This window comes from Vibrio wakamikoensis (genome assembly GCF_050337275.1).
GTDB lineage: Bacteria > Pseudomonadota > Gammaproteobacteria > Enterobacterales > Vibrionaceae > Vibrio > Vibrio chaetopteri.
Map to the genome: position 1 here is coordinate 1 of NZ_JAKJST010000025.1, position 15,269 is coordinate 15,269.

Annotated in this window: 13 protein-coding genes; 8 read left to right on the forward strand and 5 right to left on the reverse strand. The window is 45.5% G+C overall.

Going from position 1 to position 15,269, the window contains the following annotated elements; translation table 11 throughout:
- From L4C42_RS15010 to L4C42_RS15020, 3 genes are all read left to right on the forward strand, one after another.
- Nucleotides 1-406: aldehyde dehydrogenase family protein (locus L4C42_RS15010; protein ID WP_429761056.1), on the forward strand; the 406-nt coding region annotated here is incomplete at its 5' end.
- 413 nt (nucleotides 407-819) lie between these two features.
- Nucleotides 820-1,566 (forward strand): sugar nucleotide-binding protein, encoded by a 747-nt coding sequence (locus L4C42_RS15015; RefSeq protein ID WP_429761058.1) that lies wholly within the window; start codon nucleotides 820-822, stop codon nucleotides 1,564-1,566.
- Nucleotides 1,567-1,617: 51 nt separating this feature from the next.
- Entirely contained in the window at nucleotides 1,618-1,911 is a 294-nt protein-coding gene (locus L4C42_RS15020) for a hypothetical protein (protein WP_353498874.1), read from the forward strand.
- 43 nt (nucleotides 1,912-1,954) lie between these two features.
- On the opposite strand, the gene L4C42_RS15025 is transcribed toward L4C42_RS15020, so the two are convergent.
- Both L4C42_RS15025 and L4C42_RS15030 read right to left on the reverse strand, forming a co-directional pair.
- Nucleotides 1,955-2,650 (reverse strand): response regulator, encoded by a 696-nt coding sequence (locus L4C42_RS15025; RefSeq protein WP_353498875.1) that lies wholly within the window; start codon nucleotides 2,648-2,650, stop codon nucleotides 1,955-1,957.
- A 23-nt stretch (nucleotides 2,651-2,673) separates the two neighbouring features.
- Nucleotides 2,674-4,131, reverse strand: coding sequence for an ATP-binding protein (locus L4C42_RS15030; RefSeq protein ID WP_489686899.1), 1,458 nt, complete (start codon nucleotides 4,129-4,131; stop codon nucleotides 2,674-2,676).
- A 583-nt stretch (nucleotides 4,132-4,714) separates the two neighbouring features.
- Here L4C42_RS15030 and L4C42_RS15035 point away from each other — a divergent pair.
- The gene (locus L4C42_RS15035) at nucleotides 4,715-6,091 is read left to right on the forward strand and encodes an aldehyde dehydrogenase (protein WP_353498877.1); all 1,377 of its coding nucleotides are present in this window, start codon (nucleotides 4,715-4,717) and stop codon (nucleotides 6,089-6,091) included.
- Nucleotides 6,092-6,216: 125 nt separating this feature from the next.
- Here the strand turns inward: L4C42_RS15035 and L4C42_RS15040 are convergent, their stop codons facing one another.
- Both L4C42_RS15040 and L4C42_RS15045 read right to left on the reverse strand, forming a co-directional pair.
- A complete protein-coding gene (locus tag L4C42_RS15040; RefSeq protein ID WP_429761061.1) occupies nucleotides 6,217-8,211 on the reverse strand; it encodes a DUF3466 family protein in 1,995 nt (664 codons plus the stop codon).
- Nucleotides 8,212-8,313: 102 nt separating this feature from the next.
- Nucleotides 8,314-8,556 carry an EF-hand domain-containing protein gene (locus L4C42_RS15045; protein WP_353498879.1) on the reverse strand — a complete coding sequence of 81 codons (243 nt, stop codon included), beginning with the start codon at nucleotides 8,554-8,556 and terminating at the stop codon, nucleotides 8,314-8,316.
- A gap of 644 nt (nucleotides 8,557-9,200) precedes the next feature.
- Between L4C42_RS15045 and L4C42_RS15050 the strand changes: the two genes are divergently transcribed.
- The 3 genes from L4C42_RS15050 (at nucleotide 9,201) to L4C42_RS15060 (ending at nucleotide 13,297) form a co-directional block, all read left to right on the forward strand.
- Nucleotides 9,201-10,724 carry an Lcl domain-containing protein gene (locus L4C42_RS15050; RefSeq protein WP_418642555.1) on the forward strand — a complete coding sequence of 508 codons (1,524 nt, stop codon included), beginning with the start codon at nucleotides 9,201-9,203 and terminating at the stop codon, nucleotides 10,722-10,724.
- A gap of 176 nt (nucleotides 10,725-10,900) precedes the next feature.
- Nucleotides 10,901-11,692, forward strand: a complete 792-nt coding sequence (locus L4C42_RS15055) for a hypothetical protein (protein ID WP_353498881.1) — start codon at nucleotides 10,901-10,903, stop codon at nucleotides 11,690-11,692.
- Between the two features lie 123 nt (nucleotides 11,693-11,815).
- Entirely contained in the window at nucleotides 11,816-13,297 is a 1,482-nt protein-coding gene (locus L4C42_RS15060; RefSeq protein ID WP_429761064.1) for an amidase, read from the forward strand.
- Between the two features lie 94 nt (nucleotides 13,298-13,391).
- On the opposite strand, the gene L4C42_RS15065 is transcribed toward L4C42_RS15060, so the two are convergent.
- Complete coding sequence (locus L4C42_RS15065) at nucleotides 13,392-14,426, reverse strand: AraC family transcriptional regulator (protein WP_429761066.1); 1,035 nt, start codon at nucleotides 14,424-14,426, stop codon at nucleotides 13,392-13,394.
- Between the two features lie 97 nt (nucleotides 14,427-14,523).
- Here L4C42_RS15065 and L4C42_RS15070 point away from each other — a divergent pair, with 97 nt between their 5' ends.
- Entirely contained in the window at nucleotides 14,524-15,264 is a 741-nt protein-coding gene (locus tag L4C42_RS15070) for an SDR family NAD(P)-dependent oxidoreductase (protein ID WP_429761068.1), read from the forward strand.
- The last annotated feature ends 5 nt before the right edge of the window (nucleotides 15,265-15,269 follow it).

Here is a 15,269-nt window from a genome sequence, read left to right on the forward strand (position 1 = left end):
AATCCTTAAGTCTATCGGTGTTGAATCAGAGACTCGTCTAGCGGTTATGGTTGTTGAGAACGATCACCCACTAGTACACGTAGAGCAAATGATGCCAGTACTTCCAGTTGTTCGTTGTGCGAACATCGACGAAGCTATCGAGCGCGCAGTAGCTGCTGAACGTGGTAACAAGCACTCTGCATGTATCTACTCTGGTAACATCGAGAACGTCACTAAGTTCGGTCGTGCTATCAATACAACTATCTTCGCACACAACGGTCCAACACTATCTGGTGTAGGTTACAACGCTGAAGGTACCTCAACGTTTACTATCGCAGGTCCTACAGGTGAAGGTATCACAAACGCGTACTCGTTCACTCGTGCACGTCGTTTCGCAATCGCTCAAGGCGGTCTGCGTATTGTTTAATTGGTTGTTTGACTGATTGATGTGAAAAAGCCGAAGCTGTTGCTTCGGCTTTTTGCTTTTTTAAGAGCACCCCCTCTAGCTCCCCCTTATTAAGGGGGAGAACAGCAGGCTCGTTCCTATCGTCACATCACCTGACTACTATGAGGCGATGCGCAGCGAGCCTGTAAGCTCATCCCCTTTATAAGGGGAGGCTGGGAGGGGTGCTCTTCGTCTCTATCGACTCTCAATTTACCAGTAAAAGCCCCCAATACCACTCCCGTACAAACCGGGCACATCGTTTACAAAATTGCTCCAAAGCGGCAAAACCACACCCCTACAAACCGTGCTCCCAATCAGACTTCCCCAAACACCCAATTGAGCTCTATGCCGCTTATGGTTAACTAACCTAAGAACACAAAGTGCAGAGCAACACAATGAAAACAATCCTAATGACCGGACTCACCGGCACCCTTGCCCCAAAAGTCGCAAAACAGTTTTCTCAGCGAGGCTGGCATGTCGTAGAGTGGAATCATCACCAAGTTGCGCCTGATAGCGAACAGGACAGCAATACGTTCTGGCAAAGCCAAACGATTGATGCCGTGTGTCACATGGCGATGGGAAGTAAGGAGTGGGCAGCATGGCTTGCCAAGCGCTGTGCACAGCAAAAAATCCCTTATCTGTTCGTCAGCACCGCTATGGTGTTTGATGCTGAAGTGGATGGTCCTTATGGCATCTTCAATGAGCGCAATACAAAAGATGACTACGGTCTATATAAAGTGCGCTGTGAAGATGCGATTTGGCGGATGAATCCAGATGCTATGATTGCGCGAATTGGTTGGCAAATCCATGATGAAGCCGTTGGCAATAATATGCTCACACACCTTGAAAGGCAGCAGCGAGAAGATGGTTTAATTAGCGCTAGCCAAAGTTGGTATCCAGCTACGTCTCACATGGACGACACAGCCATGGGCTTTTTGCAGCTTATCGAAAGAAACGAGCCTGGTCTTTACCACCTTGATAGCAACGCCAATGACCGCTTGAGTTTCTATCAGTTGGTGTGCTTGCTGAAAGAACACTACAAAACGGAGTGGAAGGTAGTTGCGAATGATGCCTATCACCATGATCAGCGCTTACGAGATGAGCGTATTGCGTTGCCGCCACTGAGCGCGCGTTTTGGTTAAGCAGACTGAATTTTTGTATTAGCGATTTGAATATTGATAAGTATTCAAATCGTGATCAAAGATAAAGATCCTCAGCGCAATACTGGAATATATTACGCTCATCATCGCCTGAGAATCCCTATCTTGAAAACCAACAATGCCCTACATCAGCCGCACATTCAGCAGCATTTAAAGGACACCACCAAGTACATTAACGGTTTTTTGAAATCGAATGGGGGTGGTGCTACTGCCACCTTGGGTAGCCAAAACGACATTAAGATTAAGAATGAGCAAGGGGTGGTGGTGAAAACCTATCAAGGTGAACAGATAGCGCACAAAAAGCCGGGTGTGGATACATACGCCTGAGAAGCGACTGCATCCGTTAGTTGGACTACGTATGGCGCGAATATTAATCTTGGCTTGTCTCGATAATTTCAAACCGATACCCAACGCCATAGATGGATGTTATCCAGTCGAACTCCAAGTTAACTGCGAAGATCTTTTTACGAAGATTTTTGATGTGGCTATCAATTGTTCTATCGGTAACGACACGTCCATCAGAGTAGATTCTATCCATGAGTTGGTCGCGATTGAATACGACACCCGGGTGGCGATGAAAGTGAGCAAGTAGTTTGAACTCAGCTGGCGTCAATGGCAGAACCGTGTCTGTGACGGTGGCTTTCATTAATTGTTGGTCTACGTTCAGCAATGGATTCTTGTCGGCATCCAACGTTTCTTGGCTCGATTGAGAACGACTGCGGCGCAGGACATTTTTGACGCGCGCTACGAGCTCTCTTGGGCTGTAAGGCTTGCAAATATAGTCATCAGCCCCTAGCTCTAATCCAACTAAGCGGTCTATTTCGTCGACTTTTGCTGTTGCCATCATGACTGGCACGTCATTAAAGGTTCTTAGTTCTCGATAGATATCGAGACCATCTCGGTTCGGGAGCATTAAGTCGAGAATGATCAGTTCCGGTTGATTTTCCTTCACCCAATCAATCACTTCGTTTCCATCGCCAATCATGTGGGATTCAAAACCACTGTGATTAAGATAGTCTTGGATAACTTGAGCAAGCGATGGCTCGTCTTCAACGATAAGGATCATAAAACCTCTAATTCAGTTTCTAATTATTGTTGTTTTGGTAAGCGTACTACGACTTTCACGCCACCTAAAGATGAATGGCTGGCCTCTATCGTGCCTTGATGTGCTTCGACGATATTCTGGCAAATTGCCAACCCTAACCCTGAACCACCACTTGCGCGACTACGTGAACTGTCTACGCGATAGAGGCGATCGAACAATTTGGGCAGCGATTCATCAGGTACCCCAGGAGCGCTGTCTTCGATGATAGCGACCAGTTCATTCGCTTTTGACTGCAGAGTGATACGAATATTCCCTCTTTCATTGGTGTATCGAAAGCAGTTCTCGAACAGGTTTTGAAATACCTGTTGTATCAGTTTCGCATCCACATACAGCGACGTATCGATGCTTGAGGAGTACTCCTTGGCTACGCTTAAGCTTTTTGAAGCAAATCTGAGTTCAAAGCGAGCAAGTAAATCATCCATGATGTCTGCTAGAACGACGTCGTTTCTGTGGTTGGTTCGAAATGCACTATCACTGGAAATCGACAGTGAATGTAAGTCGTCGATAAGCTGTGTAAGGGTCGTTACCTGAGCATGCAGACCTTCTAGGTATTTGGTTTCCATTGGTCTGATGCCATCTTGCAGTGCTTCAATTTCTCCTCTAAGCACCGCGACGGGTGTTCTAAGTTCATGAGAAATATCAGAAAGCCACTGCTCTCGAATCTCCTTTTGCTTAGCCAATGATGCGGCCAGAAGATTGAATGAGGAAATCAGATCCGTCAGTTCATCATTACCGATTTGCTCAATACGGTGATCTAGGTTGCCGTTGGCAATTTCTGTTGCTCCTCGGTGCAGAGCGCCTAAAGGAGTAAGCAGGTACTTAACCGTGATGAATGCAATTATTAGCGTTAGAACAAATGCAGCAACAGTCGCAGTAAAAATGTTGGCCGTTTGAGAATACATAAAGCTTTCAGCTAACCTATTTGAGACTTGGCGGCTTTGTAATACAGCTAGCCAGCCTATCGTGTTGCCTTCTTTTACTATTGGTACTCGGCTAAAAAATTGATCCTTGCTTAGTTCGTCCTGGTTAACGTTGCGTCTGAAAAGCGATTCACCATCTTGATCGAGAATGTAGATACGCATGCCTAAAGGCACGAAAAGAGCCGAGTGAGATCGACTGTTATCGCGAACTCGAGGTAAGTCTGGTTCAACACGCCACGGATCCCCTGGTCGAGGTTTGGGAGGTGGCATTTCGCCGACTTGTTGTATAAGTGACCCGAAAGCTCTGGGTGAGCGCTGAAGTGGATGCCAGCCATCAGTATCTGAATAGAGTCCTGCGACGCTCTTTGCTAGGGTTTCAACTTTTTGTAATTCTTCTTGGTTCAAGTAGCTTTGTAATTCTACTTTGAAACTGGAATTGATCATAAATGCCATAGAAAGCAAAAGTATCAAGCTCGAACTAAATAGTGAGATGAAGAGTTTTTGAAACAGGGTAATTCGCATAATCGTTATGGCATTAAATATCGTGATTCAATTCTATAACCCTATTATGGAGAAAATGTGCAGAAAGCACAGTTTGCTTTGACGATAGCTTGAATTTGGTGGTTTTTTGATCGGATTCACTATGAGGCTTACTAATAATGTGCGCCATGGTGCATTTGTTGGGGTCTTGGTAAGGTCTGTGATGTATCTTAATTGCATCCTATAGTCAGTTTGTAAACAAAGACTTAAATCATAACTGCTGCCAATGTATTGTGAGTTACTGTTACGTTCTGTCCTTAGATAAGTAACACGTTTTGTCCCGCACGCCAGTCCGATTGAAGCGTGAGTTAAGCTAACTTCATGATCTTTGGTAGCACTTTTATGTTTCCTTTTCGAGGTAAAAAACCGTCAAGTAACATACTTGGTCAAATTAGGTATCTTGGTCAATAAACTTGACGCTCAGTGACATAGTTTGGGTGAATGCTTGGGTTAAATTAGCATCATCTTGAGGCGGGCAATAGACCTAGCCAACAAGCTCAAAAGAGCAATCTAGGCGACGATAAAGCCCAGCTCTTATAGCACCAAATCTCACGAGGTAATCACTATGTCTTTTGATATCAATAACGCTAAAGGTGTATTCGCGACAGTGGACGCTGCGATTGAAGCAACTCACAAAGCTCAAATCGAGTACTACGTAAACTGTACCAAAGAAGGTCGCGAAGCCATCATCACCGCGATGCGTGGTGCAGTACTAGCGCGTGCAGAAGACTTTGCAAAATTAGTTCGTGAAGAGACAAAACTAGGCCGTGTTGAAGACAAAATCGCTAAGCACCAGCTGACAGCAGCAAAAACGCCAGGCACTGAGATCCTAGAAACTCAGGTTTGGTCTGGTGATAACGGTATTTCTCTTGGTGAGCGTGCACCTTACGGGGTGATTGGCGCAGTAACGCCAGTGACTAACCCAACAGAAACTATCGTTAACAACGCTATCTCTATGCTAGCAGGTGGTAACGCAGTCACGTTCAACGTTCACCCATCATCAAAAGTTGTGTCGGCGATGATGATTGACCTTCTTAACGAAACGATCATTGCAGCAGGCGGCCCAGAAAACCTAGTGACTATGGTTCAAGAGCCAACACTAGAAACGCTAAATGAAATCGCGAGCTCGCCACTAGTGAACATGCTAGTTGGTACTGGTGGTCCGGGTCTAGTTAAGGCTATCCTGCAATCTGGTAAGAAAGGTGTAGGCGCAGGTGCTGGTAACCCACCTGTTATCGTTGATGCTTCTGCAAACCTAGACTTAGCAGCTGCAGGCGTATACGGTGGTGCTTCTTTCGATAACAACCTACTTTGTATCGGTGAAAAAGAAGTATTCGTTGAAGAAGCCGTTGCAGACGCGTTCCTAGACAAGCTTGAAGAAGTTGGCGCATATGTTTTGACAGCGGAAGAAGCTGAGAAGCTAACAGAAGAAATTCTAACACTAGACGAGTTCGAAGGTGCGAAACCTTGCACTGCACACGAGATTTCTCGTGTATGGCACCCAGTTAAAAAGCACGTAGGTCAAGATGCGGGTCAAATCCTAAAGTCTATCGGCGTTAAGTCAGACACTCGCCTTGCAGTAATGTTGGTTGAGAACGACCACCCACTCGTACACGTAGAGCAAATGATGCCAGTACTACCAGTGGTTATCTGTAAAGACATCGACGAAGCGATTGAGCGTGCGGTAGCAGCTGAGCGTGGTAACAAGCACTCTGCATGTATCTACTCAGGCAACATTGAGAACGTAACTAAATTTGGTGGCCGAATCAACACCACTATCTTCGCACACAATGGTCCAACGTTATCTGGTGTTGGCTACAACGCAGAAGGTACGTCAACGTTCACTATCGCAGGTCCAACAGGCGAAGGTATTACTAACGCACTATCGTTCACCCGTGCACGTCGCTTCGCGATTGCTCAAGGTGGCCTACGCATCGTTTAATCGACAGCGAATAACCGAATATCTCATCACTCTTCCCAAGCGATGATATATCTAGCCGAGCGAAAGCTCGGCTTTTTTTGATCTTCATCTAGGCGAAGTGACATATCAGTAAATTGGTTGAGACGTTATAGTGTGAGTGACGGTGTACCATCAATGAGGTTGCGCCACCCATCTCGCACGACCCTGAATGCCAGTAATAAAAAGATGCCCATTAAAGTCATACTGCCGCCTTCTCGGGTAACGGTAGCGGTGTTTTCCGATCGGCTCTGAATATCGCTGCTGGTAGCTCCCTGTATAGGGATGAGTTTTACGGCGACAACGGTTTCGGCTTCTATTCCGTTGCCACAAGTGGCGAAGTGATCCGTGGAGTCATAACCCGAAGCGCATTTGATGGCTGTCGCTGAAATCACTCCTGCATCGTTGATGTCTGATGCAGTGACAATACGATAGGCATTGTTTAAGTCGCTGTAACTGCCTCCATTGGTGAGATCATCTAGCCACCATGCGCGTGAGTTGAATAGAGTTATGCGCGATTCATCGCTTCCAATGCCATTGTAAGGAAAGATGTAGCCTCGACGGCGACGTTGCGGCCCATCAATTTCGGTATGATTTTCAGCATCCACTTCACCAACGATTTCGTTATGTTGGTTGATTGCATTGGCATGCCCTCCAGCACCGACAAAGAAAATCGACTGTGACAGTTCGCTGAAATAGGTCGCTGATGGTGTGGATTGTCCCGCGTCAGCAATGAACATTCGGTTTGCTGCAGCACCACCCTCAGGTACACTCCCCAAACGCTTGGTTTCGCCAATAACAATCAGCTGGGAGTTAATATCTGTAGCGACAGAGTTGCTGTAGTAATAGCTATCGTCGTACTCGAGTTTAGCATTGCTAATAAATACCGATGTCCAGGCGTTTTCTTCAACAGAGAAGTCATCGGTGGTGGTTGGCAAGTATACCGCAGCTTGCATGATGAGATTGTCATCAGCGAGATCGGAGTTGAATCCAACCAATACAGGTAAACCTAAATAATGACTGTCACTGCGTTCGACAATGGTTGCGGCTCGAATGCTGGCCTGTGCTGATGCATAGTTATAGTTGTCATAGCTAGTGGCCCAAGAGCTGGCCGGAAAGCGAGTTTTACCATCGTCGGCCAGCGACCAGATAAAGGCTTGTGTCGCAAACCCAAAGTGCTGGCAAGCACTGGATAGGATAGGATGTTCAAGCTCTATACAGCCACTAAGATCTAGTGAGTTATAGTACTTTGAGGTGTCTGAGTAATCGAAGGTCGCGACCGAGGCACTGCCGACAACATAGGTCTGACTGTCCACACCATTGGCGGGGTAGGTAAAGCTATCAAAGGCAATGGTTGAACCCATTTCTTCAACCATTAACTGCTCACCCTCGTAGTCCGCAAAGCTCAGAGCTGAATTGGCAAGCGGTTCTAGGGATGTGGTCTTTCCATCGGAAAAGACAAGCCCACGGCCGCCATAAGGCTGTACATAATACCCGTCATAGTCAAAATAGCTGCTGCTGCTATTAGCGATGATATGGCCTGCGGAGTCGATAGTACGAGCTTTTATGTCGATGGTGCTTTCGACTGCAAATAGCATCTCTTCATAGCCAGAAGGGATGTCAGGGTCGATGTCCAGTGGCGAGTCGTATTCCATAAAGGAGTGGTAGAGCGGTGTGTAGCTTGCGTTGTAAAATGCATCTTGATGGTTTTCGAGACCGCCAATACCTGTACTGGCATCCCCATACCACCGATTGCTCGCCCATGCCTCACAGGTTGCGTAGCCTAACTCGCTGTCACAATAATCGTAAAGATCATCATAATCGAGATAGTAGAAGTGGTTATCAACGCCAAAAGCGACCTCTTGGTCTAGTGGTATTCCCTCCATACCATTCATGCTATAGCCAAGCGCACTGTATTGGTTGTCAGTACAATTATCTTCAAAACACCATTCTGATGAGGAAGGTGCGATGGCCGTAGAATAGTATTCGTTAGCTTCAGTAGCAATTGAGGTGTCTACCTCTACCACACGATAGAGCGCTGCGGCGCTGGTAAAAGAGTAGGTAAGCAGAGTGCAAACCAAAGGGAAGTGGACAACTTTGGACACGTATTAACCTTATTTCCATATAACAAATGAACACATAGCTTTTTAGGCGCTATGTTGTAGTTAGAGCCGTTGTAGTTAGAGCCGGCTTTGAGAGTCACCGTCTCAGCTGCGACGTTTAGGTGGTTCGGGTAGTTCCGATTCCGATAACGCGCCATCACCATCACTATCAAGCAGATCCAACTCGTCCAATAAACGGCCTTTGAGCTCATCTTTTGTCAGTAGCCCATCACCGTTTGCATCCATTTCTTCAAAGGAAGGCGGCTTACGGCGTTCTTCCTGAGCTTGAGCGGGGTGATATGCGCCAGCAAGCAGCAAAGCGCTTAGAGCGAGAGCAAATTTCTTCATGTTAATTTCTCTAAAAATCAAAAGTGAATGTTCATTGTGTCGCCTGATTGAGCAGAGAAAGTGAGACGAATGTGTAGAAAATAAGGAGAAAGCAAAGGAGGACATAGAATGCGCGTTAATTGACTAAAAAGTTCAACCATTGGGCGCAGACTATAAGAACGCGGACGACGGTTTCTATCGTCAGAACGCCTAATATTCCAGCACCAAAAAATAGTGAGCCACCGAATACAATTTTAGAAGGGTTTTTCATATCAATTTCGTTTCCTTGTAGAGCGTTATGTTTAGGTTCTGTATCGACAAACCGTTTTGTTCACTAAAAAGATAACCCGAGTGCGTGTTTAACAAATGCGCTCAGAACCAGTGAAGGCAATATCGTGAGAACGAGTAGGGAAAGTAGAAAAACCAATACTCTGTTCATTCATCAGTCCTTGATAGATCATTGATAGCTGATTGATTAGTACGCTAATTAAACAATGTGTAGGGAGTATGAAGAAAATGCAGATGTCGACAGAAAATTGTGTCGTTTGAACGGGGGCTAATCGGTGTTTTTATTATCTCTATATTTTCTGCACATTTTGGATTCATAGTAGTGCGGTCGAAAAGAATGACCTCAAGATTAAGTCGTTCGCTTATTAGGAGGCACTATGAGTCAGTCAAAATTAATTCACACGTTTCTAGGACTTAACCGCAGCATGTTTCGTTTAGTAAAACTGTCGGGGGCAATTGCACTATTGGGTGTCAGTACACACTCGTTTGCCCAATTAACCTATACCATTGTTGATACAAACCAAACTGAATGTTCAGGCGATTCTCTAACAATGGGTTCTTGTCGAAGTGAGCGAGCGTTTGGTCAAGATGCGCAATATCAAGGGTATGTTCCCAGCTATACCGCTCATGGCGATGGCACGGTAACAGATAACAACACGGGGTTAGTGTGGGCTCAAACGACGGACCTCAATGGTGATGGAAAAATTACCGCCGACGATAAAGTCACTTACGATCAAGGTATTGCGTATGCTTCTAGTTTAAAGCTCGGTGGACACAACGATTGGCGCGTCCCAACCATTAAAGAGTTGTATTCTTTAATGTTGTTTGATGGTGAAGACCCTAGTGGCATCAATGGTACTGGCACTTACTCAATTAGGCCGTTTATCGACCACTCTGTATTTGGCTTCGAATCTGGTGATATGGACGCCGGTGAGCGGTTGATTGACTCTCAATACCTAAGCTCTACCAAATACGTATCAACGACCATGAATGGTGATGAAACGATTTTTGGCGTTAACTTCATTGATGGACGAATCAAGGGTTATGGGGCGACATCTCCAAGAGGGGGTGAAAAAACGTTTTATCTTCTGACGGTAAGAGGTAACAACGATTATGGCATCAATAACCTAGTTGATAACCGTGATAAGACAGTCACAGACAAAGCAACTGGCCTGACGTGGCAGCAAGGTGACAGCCAGCAAGGGATGGATTGGTTTAGTGGAATACAGTACTGTGAAAATCTAGAGCTTGCAGGAAAAAGCGATTGGCGAATGCCAAATATCAAAGAATTACAATCGATTGTGGACTATTCTCGCTCCCCGGATACAACCAGTAGTGCAGCTATTGATTCTGTATTTGAAGCCAGCACCATCATCAACGAAGGTCAAAAAGTCGATTACGCGAACTACTGGAGTAGCACAACACACGCGAACCTAAAGAACACTAATAATGCTGCTTATATCGCATTTGGGCGTTCTTTAGGATACATCAATGGTGAATGGATTGATGTGCACGGCGCAGGCGCTCAGCGTAGTGACCCGAAACAATACAACGGCGTCGATTATCCACAAGGACATGGTCCCCAAGGTGATGCGGTTCGTTATGAAAACTTCGTTCGTTGTGTGACCGACCAAAATACTCAGTATGTGCAAAACCCAACTAAACTAGAGCGAGAAACTAAGCAATACACGCTTTCTGGCAGTGCCACGAGTGCTGATAGTCAAAAAAAGGATGGCAGACGAGGGCGCAATCCAATGGCAAATATGGACAGTAATGGCGATGGGAAACTATCAAAGTCTGAAGTGCGGGGGCCGCTAAGAAATGACTTTTCTCGCATCGACCGTAACAACGATGGTTTTATTTCGGGAGATGAGATACCGCAACGTCCAGTTAGAAAGTAAGGCTTTATAGGGCAGAGCTTTGAATCGAAGCTCTGCTTTCAATCCATCTCTAAACATCGACTTCTCTCTCCAGCGACACGCGACTCTTTCTCACGGATATTTAATATGCACATTGATTACTATTGGTAAACCAAGCAAACTGACTAGATGGAAAATGACGTTGTCCAAGAGGTGTCATGAAAGTCAAAATTGCTTTACTTTTCTTAGTCTTAATGTGCGCCTTGAAATCATACGGTAGTGTACTAACACTACCTACTTGCCAGTTTGCGCGCTCCCTTGATACTGAGGTGCATTTTTACATTAGCAAAGATATATTGGATGAGTATTCACCACAGTTCGTTAAAGCCAAAATAGACGCTTGGATCGCGTATTCCAACCTGACACTTAAAAACTCGTGTATTCCAACGACCCGTCGTGTAACTCACGTTGAATATGTGTCGCAAATTGATAGTTCTTGGTTTCAGGACATCGCGGTCGCTGAAAGACTGCTTATCAATGAGCTCAATCGAACCTTTCCAGAGGTGAACAAACAAGGTGAGCCTATTTTTAACGCGATAGTGTTTGCCAACGCATTTGATAGCTACAAATCGCTCTATTGCGGTTACGCTTCAAGCTCCTCGTTCTTTTTTACTATCGCTATCAACTGCCCCGACTCGATACTCGAACATGAAATTGGTCATCTTAGTGGCGCTTCTCATGACATTAAAACGCTGAGTTACTATGAAGAGTTTGATTTAGATGCACATCGGTTAAGCACTTATCCTCCGCTAAAAAACTACTCTCTTGGCTACATATGTGGCGAACGGGGTACAATTATGTCTTATGAAGATAATCATATGCCAGTTTATTCAAGTCCCGATATTAAGTGGAATGGTAAGGAGTGTGGAGAGAGTGACAGGGCGGATAATCGGCGGGTTATGGTTGAATTTGCTAGGCAGTATTCTAAAGTATCGCTCATCAACGACTAATGCTAGTCACATCGCTTGTTCGAGTTACTATAGATTTCCGGTATGTTACCGTTACATATACTTACCTCTGTCAATCGCGGTCGCTATAGTTGAGCTAACTATATTATTTTGAAGGGGAAAATCATGCCACTGAATCGTCGAAGCTTCCTAAAATCTGCCATGGCGTTGTCCGCTGCCACTATGACTTCTCCTTCATTTGCGACTAAGTCAGGAGAGACAATGAGTATCGAGAGTATCCACAATATGACGGCCACTGAGATGAGAGCAAAGCTACTTGCTAAAGAAGTGACGTCAGAGCAGCTAGTTTTGGCATGTCTAACTCAAATTGAAACTCATAATCCAAAGCTCAATGCGGTGTTCCAAATTCAAAAGCAAGAAGCGATTGCACAAGCTAGAAGAGCGGACTTAGCCTTGAAAGCGGGTGAGCCGGTAGGGCCACTGCACGGTATTCCATTTACACTTAAAGACTTGTTTGAGACTAAAGGAGTTATTACCACTGCGGGTAGTAATATGTTCAAAGACAATGTCCCAGAGCAAGATGCGACGCTGGTGAAAAGACTAAAAGCGGCAGGCGCTATTTTGCTAGGTAAGTCGAATACACCTGAACTCGCACTTTCAGATGAGTGCAACAGCCCTGTTTATGGTCGAACCAACAACCCTTATGACCTAACTAGAACGCCAGGTGGTAGCTCTGGTGGCGCTGCGGCAGCCATTGCGGCAAGAATGATACCATTTGATATTGGTAGCGACATTGGTGGTAGCGTACGTTTGCCTGCGCATTTTTGTGGTATTTGTGCTTTAAAACCGACTCATGGCCGCATTCCAACCACAGGGCATATCCCGAGCTACGGCGACGCTTTTTCTCAATTTAACCATGCTGGTCCAATGGCGCGCAGTGTGGATGATTTGGAGCTATTGTTAGAAGTGCTAAACGGTCCAGACTGGAAAGACCCGTTTGCACAAGACGTTCCTTTGGCCGCTAGCAGCGATGTAAAAGTCAATGAACTGCGCATCGGTTTCTACACCGATGATGGTTTGGTCACCGTACCAGAGATGTACAAAAACGCGGTTAACAACGCTGTGGAAGCGCTTAAAAAATCGGGTTGTGAGACGTCGCACCAACTACCAGAGCAAGTCCAATTTGGTGGTGAAATACTGGTGGAACACTTCTTATATGATGGTAGCGAGCATTTAAGAAACTTTGTGAATGCCAACAACCCAGAGTTAATGGGTGAAGAGCTTAAAGGCTGGTTGTCTTTAGGTATTGATGCAACCGTTGAAGACGCGCAAAAGGCTAATGCACGCTTAGCGAAGCTGCGCAATTCAATGATTCAAGTATTTGAAAATGCAGATGTGTTGATTGCACCAGTAGCGCCAGTTGTCGCATTTAAGCACAACTCAGCCGATGGCACGGCGGACTCATCGATGATGCAAGCCTACAACCTAACAGGTTGGCCGGTTGCAACCATTCCAGTCGCAATGAACGAAGATGGATTGCCGATTGGCATTCAAATTATTGGACGTCCATGGAAAGATGAAGAGGTGCTAGCGGCTGCGAAAGCGATTGAATCTAGCCTTCCTGCATTACCAGCGCCTGTTTTATAAGTGCTGAGCTAACGATGGTTGGGAGTGATCGTTAGTTAACGCAACTCAATAACGTAGGGTAGGTTACTGAAAGGTACCTACCCTTTGTTTTAATTTACTGGATACTTTTCTTAGTATTCAGACGTCTAAGTTGACTAGGGGGCATGGAAAACCAACGCTTACAAGCTCGGCAGAAGTTTGCACTGTCGCCAAAACCAAGCCATTCGGCAACCGTCGATAACGGTAATGCCGTCATTGTCACATAGTGATAGCACACTAGCATGTGTACCTCATCTTTCATCGTCGTTAGGCTTTTATTGTACTTAGCAAGGCGTCGCTTCATCGTTGCAACACTGCAGTGATGCTGTGTGGCGAGTTCAGGTAAGGTTACTTCTGTGCTGCGCTGTGCGATTTGATCGTAAATCGAGTGGTAAATCTCTGCTAGGAAACGGTTTTCATCATTACCTTCTTGCTCCGACCAAGAGTTAAATAGTGTCGTGATCATGGGAGATGATGCCCCCATAGCTCTTGACCAATCTGAAGCCGGCAGTTCGATGTAAGTGCAGGGGGCACAAAACTCAATGTTGGTGCCAAACAGGTCGTTGAGGCCTTGGCTATTACCTTGTTCAGGCGCTTGTAAACACACTCTGGTTGCTTGTAACTGAGTTTGTGTTAACTGAGTAAGAAGTTGCCAGCAAGCCATCAGTGCATCTTCAAATTGCCAAGCGACGGTGTTTCGTTCATCTTCAAACTCCACATATAGTCTTCCGGAGTCTTCACAGAATCTAATTTGGAGAATGGCCTCAAATTGCGGTGCGTAGAGCGAGATCAAGCGCACGGCACTGGCTAAGTCTGGCGCGCTTTGTAGAGCTATATTGAAACGCCCAAAACTTTCCACCGAGAACAATTCTCCTAAAGCAAAGCCCGCATGGTAATGCCCAGCGTGCCACAACGATTCGATAGACTCTTTTTGTAGCGCGACGAGAGTAGCAATATCGATACGCTGTTGGGAGATAAGCAGTTGCTCAACTTTAATCGATACTGTGTTTACCTCTTGGTATCGCCTGAACAGCGTCCGCAGGTTTTTTAGCGTGTCTTGATTGTAATCATAAGGGGCAACTAGAGGCCCAACCGCACTGATAATATCCATGGTAACCTAAAAGTAATCTTGAGCTATAAGGACAATTATACTCGATTTTTGTCAAGTATAGTGAATACAGAAATCGAGATGACCACAGGAGATAATTATGAAAGTTGCAATGGTTACAGGCGCTTATCAAGGAATTGGCTTAGCGACATGTGAGCTACTTATGGAGCAAGGTTACGCGGTTGTGATGGCAGACATCCAAGACTGCTCTGAAAAAGCAAAAACATATAGAGAGCAGGGCTATGAGGTGACGCCGGTTGTACTCAACCTTGCTGACACAAATACGTTTTCTGCGGTGTATCAAACCATTGAGGAAACCTATGGTCATTTAGATGCACTCATCAACAACGCCGCTATTTTGAAAGATTTTGGTATTGGTCCTATTGAACTTCAGGAAGAGATGCTTCGTGAAGTGCTAGAAATCAACCAAATTGGTCCGTTTTTGTTGACACAAAAACTGATTCCATTACTCAAGAAATCCGAATCACCGCGCATTGTGAACCTCTCGACACAGGTGGCACAGCTTGCACAGTTAAGTGATATGGATTCGCCGTTGAAAGACGATATTTGCTCTGCGTATCAAATGAGCAAAATTGGTGTTAACGCCAATACCGTCTTGTTCGCTAAAGCACTAGAGCCGTTTTCGGGCAAAGTAAATAGCTGTTGCCCTGGCTGGGTAGAGACAGACATGAACCTCGATGATCTGCCTGATTATGGTGACTCACAAGCGAGACCTAAAACTGTTAGAGAAGGGGCGGACACTTCTGTTTGGTTAGCAACACTCACAAAAGAAGGACCCACTGCTGGCTTCTTCACAGATCGTCAACGTATTGATTGGTAGGAGAG

Excerpts from the sequence above, each read along its gene's own strand:
- L4C42_RS15015 (WP_429761058.1), top strand. The coding sequence starts at position 820 with ATGAAAACAATCCTAATGACCGGACTCACCGGCACCCTTGCCCCAAAA.
- L4C42_RS15065 (WP_429761066.1), bottom strand. The coding sequence starts at position 14,426 with ATGGATATTATCAGTGCGGTTGGGCCTCTAGTTGCCCCTTATGATTAC.
- L4C42_RS15070 (WP_429761068.1), top strand. The coding sequence starts at position 14,524 with ATGAAAGTTGCAATGGTTACAGGCGCTTATCAAGGAATTGGCTTAGCG.
- L4C42_RS15025 (WP_353498875.1), bottom strand. The coding sequence starts at position 2,650 with ATGATCCTTATCGTTGAAGACGAGCCATCGCTTGCTCAAGTTATCCAA.
- L4C42_RS15060 (WP_429761064.1), top strand. The coding sequence starts at position 11,816 with ATGCCACTGAATCGTCGAAGCTTCCTAAAATCTGCCATGGCGTTGTCC.
- L4C42_RS15050 (WP_418642555.1), top strand. The coding sequence starts at position 9,201 with ATGAGTCAGTCAAAATTAATTCACACGTTTCTAGGACTTAACCGCAGC.
- L4C42_RS15055 (WP_353498881.1), top strand. The coding sequence starts at position 10,901 with ATGAAAGTCAAAATTGCTTTACTTTTCTTAGTCTTAATGTGCGCCTTG.
- L4C42_RS15030 (WP_489686899.1), bottom strand. The coding sequence starts at position 4,131 with ATGCGAATTACCCTGTTTCAAAAACTCTTCATCTCACTATTTAGTTCG.
- L4C42_RS15035 (WP_353498877.1), top strand. The coding sequence starts at position 4,715 with ATGTCTTTTGATATCAATAACGCTAAAGGTGTATTCGCGACAGTGGAC.
- L4C42_RS15045 (WP_353498879.1), bottom strand. The coding sequence starts at position 8,556 with ATGAAGAAATTTGCTCTCGCTCTAAGCGCTTTGCTGCTTGCTGGCGCA.